This window comes from Catenuloplanes sp. NPDC051500, assembly GCF_044454585.1.
Classification (GTDB): Bacteria; Actinomycetota; Actinomycetes; order Mycobacteriales; family Micromonosporaceae; genus Catenuloplanes.
In genome coordinates, this window is record NZ_JBITDX010000009.1 from 280,716 (window position 1) to 298,647 (window position 17,932).

Annotated in this window: 15 protein-coding genes; 11 read left to right on the forward strand and 4 right to left on the reverse strand. The window is 71.8% G+C overall.

What is annotated here, in order from left to right; genetic code table 11:
• Position 1: 1 nt before the first annotated feature.
• Positions 2–1,051 carry a polysaccharide deacetylase family protein gene (locus ACIA8K_RS20650; RefSeq protein ID WP_396061415.1) on the reverse strand — a complete coding sequence of 350 codons (1,050 nt, stop codon included), beginning with the start codon at positions 1,049–1,051 and terminating at the stop codon, positions 2–4.
• A gap of 152 nt (positions 1,052–1,203) precedes the next feature.
• On the opposite strand from ACIA8K_RS20650, the gene ACIA8K_RS20655 reads away from it, so the two are divergent.
• The 4 genes from ACIA8K_RS20655 to ACIA8K_RS20670 all read left to right on the forward strand — a co-directional run bounded on the left by ACIA8K_RS20655 (position 1,204) and on the right by ACIA8K_RS20670 (position 5,657).
• Positions 1,204–1,692, forward strand: a complete 489-nt coding sequence (locus ACIA8K_RS20655; RefSeq protein ID WP_396061417.1) for an AAA family ATPase — start codon at positions 1,204–1,206, stop codon at positions 1,690–1,692.
• Positions 1,693–1,720: 28 nt separating this feature from the next.
• Positions 1,721–3,418 (forward strand): alpha/beta hydrolase, encoded by a 1,698-nt coding sequence (locus tag ACIA8K_RS20660; protein WP_396061418.1) that lies wholly within the window; start codon positions 1,721–1,723, stop codon positions 3,416–3,418.
• Between the two features lie 46 nt (positions 3,419–3,464).
• Positions 3,465–4,469, forward strand: coding sequence for an LLM class flavin-dependent oxidoreductase (locus ACIA8K_RS20665; protein ID WP_396061420.1), 1,005 nt, complete (start codon positions 3,465–3,467; stop codon positions 4,467–4,469).
• 174 nt (positions 4,470–4,643) lie between these two features.
• Positions 4,644–5,657: an LLM class flavin-dependent oxidoreductase gene (locus tag ACIA8K_RS20670; protein ID WP_396061647.1), complete on the forward strand. Its 1,014-nt coding sequence runs from the start codon at positions 4,644–4,646 to the stop codon at positions 5,655–5,657.
• 101 nt (positions 5,658–5,758) lie between these two features.
• Here the strand turns inward: ACIA8K_RS20670 and ACIA8K_RS20675 are convergent, their stop codons facing one another.
• Positions 5,759–6,538 carry a hypothetical protein gene (locus tag ACIA8K_RS20675; RefSeq protein ID WP_396061423.1) on the reverse strand — a complete coding sequence of 260 codons (780 nt, stop codon included), beginning with the start codon at positions 6,536–6,538 and terminating at the stop codon, positions 5,759–5,761.
• Positions 6,539–6,739: 201 nt separating this feature from the next.
• On the opposite strand from ACIA8K_RS20675, the gene ACIA8K_RS20680 reads away from it, so the two are divergent.
• A complete protein-coding gene (locus ACIA8K_RS20680) occupies positions 6,740–7,300 on the forward strand; it encodes a hypothetical protein (protein ID WP_396061425.1) in 561 nt (186 codons plus the stop codon).
• Between the two features lie 4 nt (positions 7,301–7,304).
• Here ACIA8K_RS20680 and ACIA8K_RS20685 read toward each other — a convergent pair whose 3' ends face one another.
• Positions 7,305–7,904, reverse strand: a complete 600-nt coding sequence (locus ACIA8K_RS20685; RefSeq protein WP_396061427.1) for a hypothetical protein — start codon at positions 7,902–7,904, stop codon at positions 7,305–7,307.
• Positions 7,905–8,196: 292 nt separating this feature from the next.
• On the opposite strand from ACIA8K_RS20685, the gene ACIA8K_RS20690 reads away from it, so the two are divergent.
• The 4 genes from ACIA8K_RS20690 (at position 8,197) to ACIA8K_RS20705 (ending at position 14,924) form a co-directional block, all read left to right on the forward strand.
• Complete coding sequence (locus tag ACIA8K_RS20690; protein WP_396061430.1) at positions 8,197–9,474, forward strand: VWA domain-containing protein; 1,278 nt, start codon at positions 8,197–8,199, stop codon at positions 9,472–9,474.
• 2 nt (positions 9,475–9,476) lie between these two features.
• Positions 9,477–10,304: a peptidase gene (locus ACIA8K_RS20695; protein WP_396061433.1), complete on the forward strand. Its 828-nt coding sequence runs from the start codon at positions 9,477–9,479 to the stop codon at positions 10,302–10,304.
• Between the two features lie 192 nt (positions 10,305–10,496).
• Positions 10,497–11,378 carry an ADP-ribosylglycohydrolase family protein gene (locus tag ACIA8K_RS20700; RefSeq protein ID WP_396061436.1) on the forward strand — a complete coding sequence of 294 codons (882 nt, stop codon included), beginning with the start codon at positions 10,497–10,499 and terminating at the stop codon, positions 11,376–11,378.
• Between the two features lie 309 nt (positions 11,379–11,687).
• Positions 11,688–14,924, forward strand: a complete 3,237-nt coding sequence (locus tag ACIA8K_RS20705) for an AbfB domain-containing protein (protein WP_396061439.1) — start codon at positions 11,688–11,690, stop codon at positions 14,922–14,924.
• Here the strand turns inward: ACIA8K_RS20705 and ACIA8K_RS20710 are convergent.
• The gene (locus tag ACIA8K_RS20710; RefSeq protein ID WP_396061441.1) at positions 14,873–15,391 is read right to left on the reverse strand and encodes a CGNR zinc finger domain-containing protein; all 519 of its coding nucleotides are present in this window, start codon (positions 15,389–15,391) and stop codon (positions 14,873–14,875) included. The genes ACIA8K_RS20705 and ACIA8K_RS20710 overlap by 52 nt on opposite strands.
• Before the next feature lie 60 nt (positions 15,392–15,451).
• Between ACIA8K_RS20710 and ACIA8K_RS20715 the strand changes: the two genes are divergently transcribed.
• Both ACIA8K_RS20715 and ACIA8K_RS20720 read left to right on the forward strand, forming a co-directional pair.
• Positions 15,452–16,534 (forward strand): epoxide hydrolase family protein, encoded by a 1,083-nt coding sequence (locus ACIA8K_RS20715; RefSeq protein WP_396061444.1) that lies wholly within the window; start codon positions 15,452–15,454, stop codon positions 16,532–16,534.
• Between the two features lie 168 nt (positions 16,535–16,702).
• A complete protein-coding gene (locus ACIA8K_RS20720; protein ID WP_396061446.1) occupies positions 16,703–17,917 on the forward strand; it encodes an acyltransferase family protein in 1,215 nt (404 codons plus the stop codon).
• Positions 17,918–17,932 lie beyond the last annotated feature (15 nt).

Below are 17,932 nucleotides of genomic sequence, written 5' to 3' on the forward strand. Positions count from 1 at the left end.
GTCAGGGTGTACTGCAGGTGACAGTGGGTGCGTTCCAGGTGCCGTTCGCCATGACAGTGAACCCGAAGGACGTGGAGGCGCCGGGGGAGAGGTTCCCGTTGCCGTTCGGGCGCATGGTCATCACGGTTCCCGAGCTGTCCCAGCTCGGCGTGCCGTTCCAGGTGGCGGAGACGCGCTGGCCGCCGGTGAGCCTCACGATCGAGGTCCAGCTGGTGATGGCGGTGCTCCCCGCGCGCACTGTGACCTGCCCGTTGAAGCGGTCACCCCAGCGCTGCGTCTCCGCGTACGTCGCGGTGCAGGCTCCACCGGACGGAGGCGGCGTGGTGGGCGTGCCGGGGTTGCCGGAGCCGTCCGGCGCCACCGCCCGCCCGGTCGAGGGCGAGATCATGCCCGGGCAGAGACCGCGCGCGGCCAGGTTGGAGACGATCTGAGGCACCGCGCTGATCGTGGTCTGGTAGGCGTCGTGCATCAGGATCACGCCGCCGGCCTGCAGCGTGTTGGCCGCGGCGACGATCTGGGACGTGCTGGCGCCGTTCCAGTCCTGCGAGTCGACAGACCAGATGACCTCCCGCAGCCCGAGCTGGGCCTCGACCGACTGCAGCGTCCCGTTCGTCTCCCCGTACGGCGGCCGGAACAGCCGCGGCGTCACACCTGTCGCCGACTGGATCGCGCTCTGCGTCGAGGACAGCTCCTGGGTGATCTGCGCCGCGGACATCTGCGTCAGGTGCGGGTGGCTCCAGCTGTGGTTCGCCACCCAGTGCCCGGCCGCGACCTGTGCCTGTGCGAGGCCGGGGTTCTGCTGCACGCGCTGGCCGGTGTTGAAGAACGTGGCCCGCGCGCCCGCATTGCGGAGCGCGGTGAGCAGCGACTGGGTGGTGGCCGGGTTCGGGCCGTCGTCGTAGGTGAGCGCGACGTATCCGTTGTCGCAGGCCGCGGCGGCACGGGCGCCTGGCACTGCCGCGGCGCCGGCCTGCGAGGTGGCGGCCGCGGTGAGCAGGCCGGCGCCGGTGAGCACTGCGGCGACCAGCGCGGCGGCACGTTGTCGGGACATGGTGGGCTCCCTCCATCTTCTTACGTAAACATTCCGGAGTATGAATGGAGTTCTGTCCAGCTTCAAGAGAAGAACATCAATGTCTTGGTGGATGACAATAGTCCCGGAAGTTCCGGAATTTTGCCGGAAGGAAGCGGGCGTATCCTGTGATCATGGCGCGGGTGCTGGTCACAGGCATGTCCGGCGCGGGCAAGAGCACGCTGCTCGCCGAGCTGGCCCGGCGCGGCCACCGCACCGTCGACACCGACTACGACGGCCTGACACTTCCGGACGGCACCTGGGACGAACCCCGGATGACCGCGCTTCTCGCCGCCGAGGAGGCCCTGGTCCTCTCCGGCACGGTCCCGAACCAAGGCGCGTTCTACCCGCGTTTCACCCACATCGTGCTGCTCAGCGCACCCCTCGACGTGCTCCTCGCGCGCATCGCCACCCGTACCACAAACGACTACGGCAAGACGCCGTCCCAACAACAGCAGATCAGGGGGTACGTCCGAGACGTCGAACCCCTACTCCGGCGCGGTGCGACTATCGAACTCGACGCGCGCCTCCCGATCCACTCGCTCGCGGACACCGTCGAGTCGCTGCTCCGCGCCCCCGATCCCAGTGATCACGCCGTTGCCGCGAGCACGCTTGATTACTGACAACCCATTCGGCGGTACGGTGCAGCGCATGTCGATGCGGTCACGCCTGTCCGTCCTCATTGCCGGGACGGTCCTGCTCGCGGCCGGCGCCGCCGGGCTCATCCACGCCGACGCGGGCCTGACAAGCGAATCCACCCGGGTCGGCGGCGTACCGGTGGAGGTGGTCCGCAGCGGCGGAAGCCACGACGACGTCGGCGTCCGGCGGCCCGCGGTCGTGGTGGTGCACGGCTACGCCGGCTCCGGGCGTCTGATGCGGCCGTTCGCGGACACGCTGGTCCGCCGCGGCTACGTGGTGCTGCTGCCGGACCTGGCCGGCCACGGCGCGAACACCCGCCGCCTCGATGTGCCGTCGGTGATCGACCCGGAGATCGCGGGCGTGGTCGACTACGCCCGCGGCCTGGACGACGTCGACCCGGACCGGATCGCACTGCTCGGACACTCGATGGGCGCGGGCGCGGTGGTACGCGTCGGCGCGGCCGACCCGCGGATCACCGCCACGGTCGCGGTCTCGCTTCCCGGCGTCGAGGCCGCGCCCGGCCCGCGCCGTCTGCTGCTGCTCGTCGGCGCGCTTGAGCCCGGCGGCATCCGTGCGGCCACCGAGCGGGCCGCCGATTCCGGTCCGGGCTCCGAGGACGACCGCCGCCTGGTGATCGTCCCCCTGGTCGAGCACATCTCGGTCCTGTTCGCGCCCCGCACCCACCGCGAGGCCGCCTCCTGGCTCGACGCCGCGACTGACAACACCCCGCCGTGGACCGGCATCGCCCCGCTGCGCCGCGTGCTGTCGGGCACCGCGCTCCTCCTCGGCGCGCTGCTCCTCCTGATCGCCGCCGTCGCCGCCACCCCGAGACGCCGTCCCGCGCCCGGCCGCGACGGCCCGCGCGCGGGGCGGCCTGGCCGCGATGGCGTGGGCGCAGACGGGCCGGGCCGTGATGAGGCGAGCGCCGCCCCGTCTGCCGGCAGCCGGGGGACGTCTCGGATCGGGCAGGTCTGGGCCGCGGTCAGGGAGCGTGCACCGATCTGGGTCGTCGCGGCAGTTGCCGGGGCGCCCGGAGTCGTCGGTGGGGCGCTGCTGTCGCTGGTGGCGGCCGCGCCGGTGACCGGCTACCTGATCGGGTACTTCGCGCTGACCGGTGCGGTGCTGACGATCGCGGCGCCGCTCCTTGCCGCATATGCCCGCAGGAACGCGGATGGCCACACAAACCCGGCGGGCGCGCCGCCCTCGCTCGCCGTACCCGCGTCGCCCTCGTGGTGGCCGTTCGGTTCGAGGACGGTCGCGGCGGCGGCCGGATCGACGGCGGCGGTGCGGTCGGGCCCTGGACCGCGACTGTGGGCCGTTCCGGCCTCGGCCGTCGCCGGGGGAGTGGCTGTCGTCGTACCCGTGCAGCTGGGGTTGACCTTGATGGTGCCGTATGGGGATCGGTGGTGGCTGATCGCGGTGCTGGCGCTGGCGACGGCCGCGCTGTTGCACGGTGCGCGCGCGGTGGCCGGGCCGGGCTGGGATGCGGGCGTGCTGGTGCTGGTGTGCCTGCCGTTGCCGGTGGCCGCGGTGATCGGGCTGGCACCTGGTTTCCTGATGCTGATCGGGCCGCTGGTCGCGGTGCTTTTCGTGCTCTATGTCGGGCTTGCCGCGCTCGGCCGGAACGCCGCCTGGTGGCACCCGGTCGCGGCCGGCGCCGTGATGATCGCCTGGCCGGTCGCGGCCGCGCTTCCGGTAAGCGTGAGCTGAGGCGCGGACGGGAACAAGAACGATGCCCCCGGCCGTTGAGGCGCGCGTGAAGAAGATCGGATTCCTGTCCTTCGGGCACTGGCGGGACGTGCCGGGCTCGCAGACGCGCAGCGGCGGCGACGCGCTGCTGCAGACGATCGAGCTGGCCGAGGCCGCGGAAGAGCTCGGGGTGGACGGCGCGTTCGTGCGCGTGCACCACTTCGAGCGGCAGCTGGGCTCGCCGTTCCCGCTGCTTGCCGCGATCGGCGCGCGCACCCGCCGGATCGAGATCGGCACCGGCGTGATCGACATGCGCTACGAGAACCCGCTGTACATGGCGGAGGAGGCCGCGGCAGCGGACCTGATCAGCGGCGGCCGGCTGCAGCTCGGGATCAGCCGGGGATCCCCGGAGACCGCGCTGCGCGGCGCGGAGGCGTTCGGGTATCAGGCGGACGATCCGGCGGACATGGCGCGGCGCAAGGCGGAACTGTTCCTCTCCGCGATCGACGGCGCACCTGTCGCCCGCACCGATCCGGCCCGGACCGGCGGCGTGAGCGGGCACCTGGCGATCACGCCACAGTCACCCGGCCTGCGCGACCGGATCTGGTGGGGTGCCGGCACGCGCGCGACGGGCGAGTGGGCCGCGAAGCTCGGCGTGCACCTGCAGAGTTCAACGCTGCTGAGCGAGGACACCGGCGTGCCGTTCGACAAGCTGCAGGCGGAGCAGATCCGGCTGTTCAAGGAGGCGTGGACGCACGAGCGGACGCCGCGCGTGTCCGTCTCCCGCAGCGTGCTGCCGATCACCGAGGACATCGACCGGATGTACTTCGGCACGCAGGCACACGACGACCAGGTCGGGCTGCTCGAGGGCGTGCGGTCGCGCTTCGGCCGCACGTTCGTGGGCGAGCCGGACCGGATCGCGGCGGAGCTGGCCGCGGACGAGGCGGTGCGCGAGGCCGACTACGTGCTGTTCACGGTCCCGAACCAGCTGGGCGTCGAGTACAACGCCCGCATCCTCGGCACGATCGTGGAGCACATCGCACCGGCAATCGGGTGGAAGCGCGCTTTCTGACAATCCGCCACGGTACGGAGTGCCGCCCGCCGAGCCGTGGGCGGTGGGCAGCGGCGAGCCGAGGCGTCGGCCCGGCTGGCGATCGGTAGGGCCCGGCGCGCAGTTGCCGTCGTGACATCGGTCCCGTCGTCTCGGCGGCGGGGCCCGGCACGCGGCAGAATGGGTCTCGTGCCAATGCCTGATAAGCCGCTGCGGAAACTAGGATTTCTCACCATCGGCCTGTTCGACGAGGCTGATCCCGCCGCCGGCCACGAGTCCACGCTGCAGATCATCGAGCTGGGGGAGCGTCTCGGCTTCGACAGCGCCTGGCTGCGGCACCGCCACTTCCAGTTCGGGATCTCCTCGCCGGTCGCGGTGATGGCCGCGGCCTCGCAGCGCACCCGCCGGATCGAGCTGGGCACCGCGGTGACGCCGCTCGGCTGGGAGAACCCGGTCCGGCTCGCGGAGGACTGGGCCACCGTCGACGTGCTCACCGGCGGACGCCTCAACGGTGGGGTGAGCGTCGGCCCGCCGATGCGCTGGGACACGGTCAAGGGTGCGCTCTACCCGGACACCGCGGAGACCGAGGACCTCACCTACGGCCGGGTCGAGCGGCTGATCGCGGCCGTGCGCGGCGACGAACTCACGGACGGCACCGCGGTCGAGGGCTTCGAGCAGTTCTCGAACCGGGTGCAGCCGCACTCGCCGGGACTGGCCGGCCGGCTCTGGTACGGCGGGGCCGGGCTCACGTCCGTGACCTGGGCGGGCGAGCACGGCCTGAACCTGCTGACAAGCAGCGTGGTCTACGCCGAGGAGTCGGAGGACTTCGCGGAGATCCAGCTGTCGCACGTGCGCGCGTTCCGGGCCGCGCACCCGGACGGCGACGCGGCCCGTGTCTCGCAGGGTCTGGTGGTGATCCCGACCGACTCCGCAACGCCCGAACAAGTCACGAAATATCAGGCATATGCGGAGAAGCGCATGCCGCGTACGACACAGCCGAACGGCCCGAAGCGGGTGATGTTCGCACCGGACCTGGTCGGCACGTCCGCGGAGATCGCCGAGCGGCTCTATGCGCACGCCGCGTTCCGGGAGATCGACGAGGTGGCGTTCGCACTGCCGTTCACCTTCACCCACGACGACTACGTGCAGATCCTCACCGACATCGCCACCCACCTCGGCCCCGCACTCGGCTGGAAGCCGACCAGCTAGCGCTGCGCCGACCAGCTAGCGCTGCGCCGGTCGGCTAGCGCTGCGCCGGTCGGCTAGCGCTGCGCCGGCCGGCCGGCTGGCGCTGTGCTGTATGCCGGAGGTCAGCTGAAGTCCGGCGCGTGGTCGCGGGCCCATTCCGCGTAGCTGCGCGCCGGCCTTCCGGTCAGTTCCTCGACGGTACTGGTGACCGGCTCGGGCGTGTGCGTCAGCGACTCCCAGTAGTCAAGCGCGGTGTCCGCGAACCCCGGCGACGACCAGGTGATCATGGCCTGCCGCGACTCCTCCCGGGGCTGCTCCTCGACCCGCAGCTGCCGCCCGATCGCCGCGCCGATCAGCTCTACCTGTGCGGCCTGGCTGATCGATTCCGGACCGGTGATCACGTGGGTACGCCCGGTGTGCGCGTCGTCGGTGAGCGCGAGTACCGCCACGTCGGCGATGTCCCGCTCGTGGATCAGTGACCGCCGTGCCTCCGGTGACGGGATGCGTACCGTCCCCGTGTCCCTGATCTGGTCCGCCCACCCGAGCGTGTTGGTGGCGAAGCCGCTCGGCCGCAGGAACGTCCACCTGTCGGTGACGCCGCGGATTGCCGTCTCCACCTCGCCCCAGAATCCGGCCTCAGCGCTCATCGCGGACACGTAGACGACGCGCCGCCCGCCTAATTGCCGGGCGACCTGGTCCGCGAGTTTGCCGTCCAGGAACGGCCAGATCAGGAACACGGTGTCGACGCCGTCCGCGGCCCGGTCAAGCGTTTCCGGATCCGAGATGTCGCCCCCGTCCCGGCGGCTCATCGGGCGCGCCGTCACGCCCCGCTTCCGCAGACCGCGCACCACGTGCCGCCCGATGTTCCCCGTACCGCCGATGACAAGCGTGCTCTCACTCATGTGGACAGCAAACGTCCTCAACAACGGTTGAGGTCAAGCGGCGCGACGGTACTCCGAACGGGGGAGATGATCTCCGGGTCCGGGTTCCCTGGGCCGAAAGGGCGTCCCCGTCTCGTACCCACGGGTGGTTCTGCTCTGTGAAACGGCGCGGCGTCGCCAAGCACCGCCCGAATTAACTGCAAATTTCGGCATAATGGCCGTATGAAGCGTAAATACGTGGCGTGGGCGGCGTTGGCGCTGGCCCTCGGCGGGCTGGTGGTTGGTGCGGCGCCGGGCGCCGCGATGGCGAAGGGGTCGCAGGTCTCGCTGGGCGGGGCAAGCGCGCCGGAGCCGAGCGGAGCCTCCCTGCGCGACCTCAACGGTGGCAAGAGCATCTGCGTGAACATCCAGGTGGACGGCACCGGATGGCAGGGGTGGCGGTGCGGCAAGAAGGGCACGCGGACCACCGCGGGCGCGGCCGGCACCGCGAAGAAGGCGAAGGCGGTGGCGATCACGGCGAACGGCGTCGGGACGCTCTGCATGAAGATCACGATTCAGTCCGCGCCGGTGCAGACCTGCGTCAGTGACAAGACTGTGCTTGTCGCGGGCTCCAACAGCGGCAACGTCCGGCTGGACACGCTCCAGATCAAGACGTCCGGGAGTGGCGTGTGCGGCAACAGCCGTGCGAACTACGCCTCCTGGTCCGCAGTGACGTGCGCGAAGGCGGGGACCTGGCTCCCGATCGGCAAGTCCGGCGCGAACGCGCTCGGGCTGTCTCTCTAGACCATCAGGCGAAGGCGATCGCGTGGCCGCCGGCGATGCTTGCCCGGCACGCCTCCCAGAGCGCGAACCACACGGTCGTCTCGGTCGCGAAGTCCGCGTCGTCGTCCACGTGGCCGATCCGGTGCGCCTCGGCCTCGGGCAGGCTGCCGTCGTCCGCGAGCGTGATGCCGAGCGCAGGCGCGCACCGGCGCAGCTCCGCACGCAGGCCCTGGCTGGAGCCGACCATGCCGCCGCCGGCCACCTCGGGGTGGTCGTTGAGGAACAGCGGGTTCGGGAAGTCGACGGGCACGTAGTACCCGGCCGAGTCGGAGTGGCAGAGCAGGTGCGAGGAGAACATCATCGTCTCGTCGTCGATCAGGCCACGGTCGGCCTGCAGCGCGTCCGGCGTCCGCGCGGGCGGGACCGGGCGGCCCGTGTCCACAAGCGCCATCACCCGGCGCAGATAGGCGAGCGCGGAGTAGGGCAGGTCCGCGGCCACGTGCGAGTCGCGCGGGACCGGCGCGGTGTCCGGCTCCGACCAGGTGATGCCCTCGGACGCGAGCGCGACGCGCAGCGCCTCCAGACCGGCCCCGTCATTCGTGCCCACAGCGATCGCAAGACCCATTTCGGGCACGCTACCGGAGATCACCCGCGCGGCTGTCACCGGGAGTGATCGTGCTGTCCGAAGCGGGCCGTCCGGGCGAGGCCAAAGGAGTTCACGCACGTCGATGCGTTCGACGGGCCGGCCAGGTGCGCATCTTCTACCGAGAGTGATCGGTTCGCAGCTGATCCACGGCCGCCTATGAAACCCAGTGCGCGGCCGTGAGCAGGGCGGACTCTGGCTTACCCCGTCGAAGGTGGTGAATGTCTTCTGGGTGTGTCACTGTGATCGAAGGGTGATCACTATCATCGCGCCGGTGATCCACAGAAGAGTGTCCATAGTGGCCGTTCTGGGCCTCCTTGGCGCCGTCGCGGTCGCACCATCCGCCGCGCTCGCCGACGAGACCGAGAACGCACCGCCCGCCGAACCTGCGAAGGTCGAGCTGGTCCTCGACGTCAGCGGCTCGATGAAGGCCGCCGACATCGACGGCAAAACCCGCATCTCCGTCGCGAAGGACGCGTTCAACACAGTCGTCGACGCGGTCCCGGAGACCACCCAGCTCGGCATCCGCGTGCTCGGCGCCACCTACGGCGGCGACGACAAGGCGGTCGGCTGCAAGGACTCTCAGCAGCTCGTCCCGGTCGGCACTGTCAACAAGGTCGCGGCGAAGAACGCGATCGCGTCGCTGCAACCCACCGGCTTCACCCCGGTCGGCCTGGCACTTCGCGGCGCGGCAGACGACCTCGGCACCGGCGGCTCCAGCCGGCACGTCATCCTGATCACCGACGGCGAGGACACCTGCGCGCCGCCCGACCCGTGCGAGGTCGCCCGCGAGCTCGCCGCCAAGGGCACCAACCTGGTCATCGACACGCTCGGCCTCGCGCCGGACGAGAAGGTCCGCCAGCAGCTGGTCTGCATCGCCACCGCCACCGGCGGCACCTACACGGCCGCGCAGACGCCGACCGAGCTGACCGACCGCATCACCCAGCTGGTCGAGCGCGCCACCGACGTGCCGGTCGCGGCGCCGCCGGTCTCGGTCACCGGCACGGACGTCTGCGAGGGCGCGCCGACGCTCACCGCGGGCATCTACACCGACCGGGAGAAGTTCGAGGAGCACCGGTTCTACCGCGTCGTCGTCGCGGAGGACCAGGAGCTGCGGGCCTCGGTGAGCGTGGCGCTGGACCGGCCGCTGCAGCGCGACTACGGCGTGCTGCTGCGCGCGGTCTCCACCGACGGGCGCGAGCTGGTCCGCGGAACCGATGCGGGCAGCGGCCGCACCGACGTGCTCTCCACGGGTCTGCGCTACTCGGGCGCCTACTCCGACCTCGATCAGGAGTCGGAGGGTGACCGCGTGGTCTGCCTCGCGGTCAGCAACTCCTTCGCGGCAGGCGCCGGCGCGGCCAACGCCGCCGCCACCCCCGGTATGCCGATCGAGCTGAGCATCGACGTCGTCGACGCCTCACCGGCCCCCGACGCGCCCGGCCTCGGCCGCGGCTTCCTGCTCCTGCTCGTGCTCGCCGTGTCCGGCCTCATCGCCGGCCTGCTCGCCGGCTGGCTGACCCGCTGGTGGGTCGCCACCTGGAGGGAGAACTGATCATGCGAGTCCTGACTGTTCTGGGCGGCGCCGCGCTGCTGCTGGGGCTCGCCGCCCCCGCGCAGGCCGCGCCCACCCCCACAACTGACACCGAGGTCACGCCGTCCCCGGGTGCGCAGACCGTCACCAAGGCCGGCACCAACTTCAACAACGCGGCCGCCGTCGACGCGGGCCAGCCGGTCGAGGTCGACGCGGCCACCGGTGAGTACCTGTACTGGTCGTTCGCGGCCACCGCGGGCCAGGTGCACGACATCGCGGCCACCGTCACGCTGCCGCCGGCTGCGGACCGTACCGGCGACCAGGCCTGGACCGTCGAGGTCTTCGACGGTCTGCGCCGCCGCCAGGCGTGTGTCGACGGCGTGCAGAGCCCGGTCGCCAAGACCGCCGACGCCGAGGTGAAGCTGCGCTGCACGCTCCGCCGGGTGCGCTCGTGGGCCGAGCCGTGGTCCGGCGACCCGCTGCCCGGCACGTACTACGTCCGGCTCTCCATCACGGCGATGCCGGAGAAGGACCTCGGCCAGCCCGCGAAGGTGTCGCTGCTCGTCGGTGCGGACGAGGCCGGCACCTCCGCGGACGACGGCGAGCTGGCGGCGCCGCTCAACCCGGTGACCAAGGCCGGCACCGTCAACGCGCAGCCGTCGGCCGCGCCGTCCGGCAGCCCGCTAGCGGGTTCCTCCGACGCCGGCGATGACGGCTGGAACTGGGACTGGCTGCCCAGCCTGCCCGAGTTCTCGGCCCGCTGGTTCTGGACCGCGGGTGGCGGCATGCTCGCCGCGATCGCGGGCGTGGTCGGTTTCGCCCTGACCCGCCGCCCGCGCGCCGTTCGCTAGCTTTCCTCAGTCCCCCGCACCGGCGCGACCGCGGCCAGCCCCCACGCTCGCACCGGCCCTGCCGCCGGGGGAAGAACGGCCGGACCCGGAACCTTCCTCCCGGGTCCGGCCGTTCATGCATTCAAAGGCTTCCGGGGGTACGGGCGTCCGCCTGTTCCCGAGCGCCGGGAGGTCTGGCAGGATGGGCCGCGTATGGTGATGATCGATATCTGCCGGGACAGCCTGGACGGGCTCTCCGTCGGCGACGCGCTCGGCGCACAGTTCTTTGTACCGGGGACGCACCCGGACACCCTTCCGGCCGGGGAATGGCCGTGGACCGACGACACCGAGATGGCCTGTTCGGTCGTGGCCGCGGCGCGGGCCGGGCAGCCGCTCGACCAGGACCGGCTGGCCGCGCTGTTCGGAGAGCATTTCGAGCCCTATCGGGGGTACGGCGGGGGCGCGGTAGTGCTGCTCCGGCAGATCCGTGAGGGTGGGGACTGGCGGGTGCTGGCGCCGGCCGCGTTCGGCGGGCAGGGGTCGATGGGGAACGGCGCGGCGATGCGGGTGGCGCCGCTCGGTGCGTTCCACGCGGGGGATTCGGCGACCGCGGCCCGGGAGGCGCTGCGCTCCGCGGAGATCACGCACGCGCATCCGGAGGCGATCCTCGGCGCGGTGGCCGTGGCGGTCGCCGCCGCGGAGGCCGGGTGGGCGCGAACCCTGCGTGACCGGCCGGAGCCCGCGGATCTGCTCGACGCGATCGGTGATTATCTCGTCGGGAGCCAGGTGCGGACCGGCGTGGAGCGGGCGCGCCGGCTACTCGGGGTGACCGTGGCGGAGGCGGCCTACGAGTTGGGAAACGGCGCGCAGGTGCTGGCGCAGGACACGGTGCCGTTCGCGCTCTGGACCGCGGTCACGTATCTGCACGATTTTTCCGCAGCGATCTTTGCCTGTGTGGAAGCGGGCGGCGACGTGGACACGACCGGCGCGATCGTCGGTGGCATTGTGGCGTCTTATACGGGGCGTGACGGAATTCCGGGGGAGTGGTTGGCGCGCCGGGAGCCGTTGCCGTCGTATGCGCTTTCTGCTGCCTAATGCGTACCCTCTGTGGTATTTGATCTTCGCCTCTGCCCTGAGCAGCGGAAACGCCGGTCGATACCGTCATAGGCCGAAATTTCGGGCACCCGGCCGCGACCTGGAACATCACACGCGCCGGGCCCGGATGACCGTCCCGCGGCGGCTGGGGCAGAATCGACCGTCCCCAGTGGCCCGGCAATAGTGTGAAATCGATGACCGCTCCACGCTTCGACGGGTTCCCCGGTCTTTTCCGAAGAAGATTCGTTCGGTACGGTCTGGGGCGCTGTGCGAAATTAAGCAATTCTTAAAAGAGCGGTGGGAAGCCAAGTGACCGAGGGTATCGACCTCGTTGTTGCGGCCCGGGTGGGCGACCGTCGAGCGCTTGCGGAGCTGAACGCGCTCCATCTGCCCCTGGTCTACAACGTCGCGGGCCGTGCGCTGCGCGTTCACGCGGACATCGAGCACGCGGTCCGCCGCACGTTCGCCCGGTCCGCGCGCGAGCTGGCCCAGCTCCGCGACCCGGAACGCTTCCGCGGCTGGCTGCTCGCGCTGACCGTCCGTGAGGTCGCCGGGCTCCAAGCCGCAGGCACCGGCCTCTCGACCGCGCTCGACGGCGGCGCACCGGACCCCACCACCGACTTCGTCGGCCTCGGTGTCGTCCAGCACGGGCTTACCGGCCGCCGCCGCGAGCTCGACGAGGCCACCCGCTGGATCGACGGCGAGTTCTCGATGGTCCTCGCGCTCTGGTGGCTTGAGGCCGCCGGCCTGCTCAGCCGCGCCGAGGTCGCCGAGGCGCTGCGCACGCCGCCGGACGACGTCACCGGCCGCGTCACCGAACTCCGCGAGCAGTGGGAACAGGCCCGCGCGCTTGTCGGCGCCCTTCGCGCCCAGCCGGCCTGCCCCGAGCTCACCGCGATCACCGACGGCTGGGACCGCGTCCCCGCCCCCGCCTGGCGCCGCGGCCTCGGCCTGCACGTCGGCGACTGCCCCGCCTGCGCCGCAGCCGTCCACGACCTGCCCGAACTGGTCCGCCTGCTGGCCGACAACCCGCTGGTCCCGGTCCCGGGCGCGCTCGTCACCGCGCTCGCCGCCGACGGCGTCATCCCGGCCGACGCCGCCAAGACCAACCCACTGCTCGGGGGTACGCCCGCGGCGACGCCGGTCCGGTCGAGCACGGCCGGCACCAGCGGCCCGGCGGCCGGACGGCCGGGCGCGTACTCGGCCGGCTGGGGCGGCGCCCCCGGCACCCCGGCGGCCGCGGCGACCGCCGCCGGTGGCGTTGCAGTGCCCCCGACCGCCCGCCCCGCCACCCGAACGGGTGATGCTGGAGCGGTTTCCGCCGGACCCACTGTCGACATCGCGGCCATCGCTGCTGCGGCGGCGGCCGGTACCGCTGCCGCCGCCGGTAGCGCCGGAAAGTCGTCTGCGGCCGACGCCGCCCGGTCACAGCAGGGCTCCACGGCTGAAGGCGCAACGACCAGCCGTGGCTCTGCGAGCGGTCGGGGCTCTGCATCCGGTCAGGGTTCTGTGAGCGGTCAGGGGCCCGTGAGCGGTCAAGGTTCTGCGAGCGGCCAGGGCTCTGTGAGCGGTCAGAGTTCTGTGAGCGGTCGGGGCTCTGCATCCGGCCAGGGCTCTGCGAGTGGTCAAGGCGCTGCGAACGGCCAAGGCGCTGCGAGCAGGCATGGCGGCGCAGCCGCCCGCCACACGGCATCGCCTGAGGTTTCCCCGCGCGATGCGTCCGGCGGAGTGGCTCACCGGCCGACCGCGTCGGTTCAGGGCGCCGGCACGGGCGCTGCCACCGGGGCGGCCGCCCGCCACACGGCATCGCCTGGCGCATCGGCCTCCCGGGCTGTCGCCGACGCCGCCGGTCAGGGGGCGGGTGGATCGACCGGAACTGCCTTCCGCGCCGCCGCGACAGGTGCTGCCACAGGTGCTGCGGCAGGTGCTGCGGCAGGTACTGCCGCCGGTACTGCCGCCGGTACTGCCGCCGGTACTGCCGCCGGTACTGCGGCCGGTGCTGCGGCCCGCCACACCACGTCGTCCGGCGCGGCCGGGACCGCCCGGCCCGCCTCCGCCGGTCAGACTGCCGCAGGCGGTGCGGTCGTGCGGCGCACTGATCAGTCCGGGCAGGGCGGTGGAGGGCGGCACGGCGCCGATCCGGCAGGCGCGGCCGGAGCCGCGGCGCTCCCGGACCGTACCGGCGATGTCTCTGGAAGGTCCGCGGCCGGAACGGCCGAAGGGCGGGCCGCGACAGGTGGCACGGCGGCAGCGGCCGGCGCGGACGCGTCGTCGGAGGCCGGCCCGTCGTGGAAGGGTGCGCCCACCCGCATCCCGAGCGCGGACCCGGTGGTGGAGGACGAGCCGGCCTGGAAGGGCGCGCCGACGCGGATTCCGGTGACGGACTCGCCTACCGCGATGCTGCCCGCCGTGGCCGGGAGCGGCTCGGCCAAGGGTACGAGCGCGCGGGAGGCCCCGCCGAGGGCGTTGCGTGGGGCGGTCGCCGGTGACACGGTGGCGGTGCCGATGTCCCAGGGCGCCGTGGTGCCCCGGCAGCGTGGCGCGGTCCCACCGGCGCCGAGGGCCGAGGAGCTGTCGACAGCTGTCATCCCGCGGGTGCCGCTCGCGGTCGCCGCGGGCGCCGAGACCGGGCCGGACGGGCCCGATGACCGGGACACCGGCGTGCTGGCCGGCGTGATCCTGCCCGGTGACCAGTTCGTGCCGTCGCAGACCGCGTCCCGGCACCTGCCGCCGCCTGCCGATCACGGTGACGACGACGCCGGGATCCTGCCGGTGCCGGTCGAGGCGGAGGAGAAGGAGCGCGGCGGGCGGTCGACGGCGGTGCTGGCGCTGGCCGGGGTCGCGGCGGCCGTGGTGGCGCTGACCGCGGGCGCCCTGGCGATCAACAACGCGATCAAGGGCGACGACAGCACGCGGACCGCGGCGCCGATCGGGTCGCAGGGCGTCTACGCGGTGCCGCCGGTCGTGGAGTCGAGCGCCGCGTCCGAGTCGCCGTCCCCCTCGCCGTCGCCGTCCGCGTCCGCCTCGAAGTCGGCCTCGCCCAGCCCGTCGGCGAAGCCGTCGCCGTCCAAGACCCCGTCCGCCGCGGCCTCGTCGCCGGCGGCCGGTGGCGGCAACACGCCTGTCGTGGTCCGGCAGTCGTTGCGGATGGCCTCGGACTCCGGCCGCTACGTGCGGGCCAGCGGTGGCAGCGTGAGTGTGGAGCGGGTGTCCGCGAGTAGTTCCGCGGCGACCCGGCTTGAGGCGTCGTTCGAGGTGGTGGCCGGTCTGGCGAACGCCGGCTGCGTCTCGTTCCGCACGTCGGACGGCACGTACCTGCGGCACTTCGACTACCGGATCCGGGCGTCCGCGGACGACGGCTCCGCGATCTTCAAGTCGGACGCCACGTTCTGCATGCAGCAGGCCGGCGGCGCCGTGATGCTGCGGTCGCACAACTTCCCGGACCAGTTCCTGCGGGTACGCGACGGTGGCCTCTACATCGGCACGCCGGACCGTCAGTCCGCGGCGTCGATGCTGTGGGTGCTTGCGGACGGGCTCGGGGACTGATCCAGGTGACGTCTGCGGTAAGCGCGGGTCTTGGCCCGGTTACCGCAGACGGTCATCGAACACCAGCGGCCCGCGCCGCTCTTTGACGTGTCGTAGAACGCCCACCGGCAGTCCGGGGCCGCGCAGAGTTTGACGCGCGCCCAGCTGCCGGTGGCGACCGTGTGCGCGACCGTGAGGACGATCCGGTCCTCGGCCGTGAGCGTGAGCCCGGTTCCCGGCGTGTACGCGAGCCGCAGTGGGAACGTCTCGGCCGTACCCTCGCCGGTCAGGCTCTTTCGGAGCGCCGTGCGCAGGCGGAGTGCCGCCTCAAGATCCAGCCCTCGGGACAGGCCGTGCGCCGTGAGCCAGTCGTCGAGCGCGCGCTGATCGCGGAGTTGCTCGCCGCCCTCGTGCGTGGCGCCGTGCCGCCGGAACGTGCGTTCGTCGACCGTGTTGAGAAACGCCTCGAGCAGCTCCAAATCCTCCACGACACCAGACTAGCCGATGAGTGGTGTTGCAATCTACGACACCGCTGTTATGTTTTACCGGTGTTGACTCCGTTTGCGCTGCACGTCAGCGACCAGGACCTGACCGCGCTCACCCGCCGCCTGCGCGACACTCGGGCACCGGCCGCGTTCCCCGCGCCCGGCTGGGCCGCCGGCGCCGAGGCCGAGACCGTCGCGCGGCTCGTCCGGCACTGGGGCGACGGGTTCGACTGGCGGGCGCGGGAGACGGAGATCAACGCGCTGCCGCAGTTCACGGCGGACGTCGCGGACACCCGCCTGCATTTCGTGCACCTGCGCGGCGAGGGGCCGCACCCGCTGCCGATCGTGTTGACGCACGGCTGGCCAAGCACGTTCCTTGAGTTGGCCCGGCTCGGCGACCGGCTCGCCAACCCCAGCCGGTACGGCGGGGACGCGGCCGACTCCTACGACGTGGTGATCCCGTCGCTGCCCGGCTTCGGGTTCTCCGCGCCGTCCGGCGTGCCCACCCACGACCTGTGGCACACGCTCATGCGGGACGTGCTCGGCTACGACCGGTTCGCCGCCCACGGCGGTGACCTCGGCGCGGGCGTGACCAGCCGGCTCGCCGCGTACCACCCCTCGTCCCTGATCGGCATTCACCTGCTGGCCGCGATGACCCCGCCCGGCGAGCCGGTGACCGACGAGGAGCGCGCGCACGTCGCGCAGGTGGCCCGATGGCACGCGGCCGAGGGTGCTTACGAGCATCAGCAGCAGACGCGGCCGCTGACGCTGGCGCACGCGCTGAGCGACTCACCCGCCGGGCTGCTGGCCTGGATCGTCGAGAAGTACCGGGCGTGGAGCGACTCGGCATACGCGTTCACCGACGACGACATCCTGACCCAGGCGTCGATCTACTGGTTCACGAACACGATCGCCACCTCGTTCCAGCCGTACTTCTCCCACCGCCCGTTCTGGCAGCGCATCGAGGTCCCGACCGGCTTCGCGTCCTTCCCCGCGGACCTCTCCCGGCCGCCGCGCAGCTGGGTCGCCCGCACCTACGACCTGCACCGTTACACAGCGATGCCGCGCGGCGGCCACTTCGCCGCCCACGAGGAGCCCGACCTCCTCGCCGCCGACCTCACCGCGTTCTTCCGCCCTCTCCGCTGATCGACGAAGATCGCTGCGAAACCTCATAAAAGCAGCTAAGCGTGCAAATTGGACTATCGATTTCATAGGGCGGCAAGGCGCGTGTGAGGATGGGTGAAAAGCCGGGCAAACGGGAGCTGGCTGACCACTTATCTCGGCTTTATGCCGGAGCGGGGACCATGCAGCGTTATGTACCGTATTCCCGCTCTGGACGGGCTCCGGCTGGTGGCCGCGCTGGCCGTGGCGCTCTACCACTACACGTCCTTCTGGTCCGTTGATGGAGTGCACAACCCGACCCACTATCTGCCGTACGCCGGCCGGGTGACGATCTACGGCTTCCTTGGCGTCGAGATGTTCTTCATGATCAGCGGGTTCGTGATCGGGATGAGCAGCTGGGGGAAACGGCTTGGGGACTACGCGGTGTCCCGGCTGGCGCGGCTCTACCCGGCCTACTGGGCGTGCATCGCGATCACGCTTGCGGTGACCACGCTGCTGCCGATCACGGGCGGCTGGATCCCGGTGTACGACACGTTCACCTGGACGGACATCGGCATCAACCTGACCATGCTGCAGCACCCGCTGGGACATCCCTCGGTGGACAACGTCTACTGGACGTTGTGGACCGAGCTGCGGTTCTACCTGCTGTGGGCGCTTGTGGTCGGGCGGGGCGTCACGTACCGGCGAGCCGTGCTCTTCTGTGTGGTCTGGGTGTTCGCGTCAGTGCTCGCCGTGCAGCTCGCCAACCCGATCCTGAGCACGCTTGTCATGCCGGAGTACGCGGGCTACTTCTGCGCCGGCATCGTGCTCTACCTGATCCGCCGGTTCGGGGGGTCGGCGCTGCTGTGGGGGATGCTCGCCTTCACCTGGCTGCTCAACCTGCACAGCCTGGCCGGGCGGGTGAAACTCGACCCGGGCTGGACCGTGCCGCTCTGGCCGGCCGTCCTCATCATCACGCTTGTCTACCTGGTGCTGATCGCGGTCGCGACCGGTAGGGCCGACCGGATCGACTGGCGCTGGCTGACCGTGGCGGGCGCGCTCACCTACCCGTACTACCTGCTGCACCAGCGGCTGGGGTACATCGTGATCCGGCACGGGATGGTCGACACGAGCATTCCGCTTGAGGTGCTGGTGCCGGCGACGATGGCGTTGATGCTGGTGCCGGCGTGGCTTGTCTACCGGTTCGTGGAGAAGCCGTTCGGGCCGAGACTGCGAAGGGCGTTGCAGAACAGCGTGGCGGAGATCCGCAAGGACCGCTCGGGCGACGCGGTGAGCACGGACCACCAGGCGGGCAGGGATCAGGCGGGCAGGGACCACGCGGCTGAGACGCCGTCGCAGCGGACCGCGGTCGTGCCGGTGCAGAGTAACCGCCGTCCCGAGCCGGCGGGCGCGTCCCGGGGCGCGTGACCGCTCCCGCCCCGC

Excerpts from the sequence above, each read along its gene's own strand:
- ACIA8K_RS20685 (WP_396061427.1), bottom strand. The coding sequence starts at position 7,904 with ATGGGTCTTGCGATCGCTGTGGGCACGAATGACGGGGCCGGTCTGGAG.
- ACIA8K_RS20680 (WP_396061425.1), top strand. The coding sequence starts at position 6,740 with ATGAAGCGTAAATACGTGGCGTGGGCGGCGTTGGCGCTGGCCCTCGGC.
- ACIA8K_RS20655 (WP_396061417.1), top strand. The coding sequence starts at position 1,204 with ATGGCGCGGGTGCTGGTCACAGGCATGTCCGGCGCGGGCAAGAGCACG.
- ACIA8K_RS20720 (WP_396061446.1), top strand. The coding sequence starts at position 16,703 with ATGTACCGTATTCCCGCTCTGGACGGGCTCCGGCTGGTGGCCGCGCTG.
- ACIA8K_RS20675 (WP_396061423.1), bottom strand. The coding sequence starts at position 6,538 with ATGAGTGAGAGCACGCTTGTCATCGGCGGTACGGGGAACATCGGGCGG.
- ACIA8K_RS20660 (WP_396061418.1), top strand. The coding sequence starts at position 1,721 with ATGTCGATGCGGTCACGCCTGTCCGTCCTCATTGCCGGGACGGTCCTG.
- ACIA8K_RS20650 (WP_396061415.1), bottom strand. The coding sequence starts at position 1,051 with ATGTCCCGACAACGTGCCGCCGCGCTGGTCGCCGCAGTGCTCACCGGC.
- ACIA8K_RS20695 (WP_396061433.1), top strand. The coding sequence starts at position 9,477 with ATGCGAGTCCTGACTGTTCTGGGCGGCGCCGCGCTGCTGCTGGGGCTC.
- ACIA8K_RS20700 (WP_396061436.1), top strand. The coding sequence starts at position 10,497 with ATGGTGATGATCGATATCTGCCGGGACAGCCTGGACGGGCTCTCCGTC.
- ACIA8K_RS20670 (WP_396061647.1), top strand. The coding sequence starts at position 4,644 with ATGCCTGATAAGCCGCTGCGGAAACTAGGATTTCTCACCATCGGCCTG.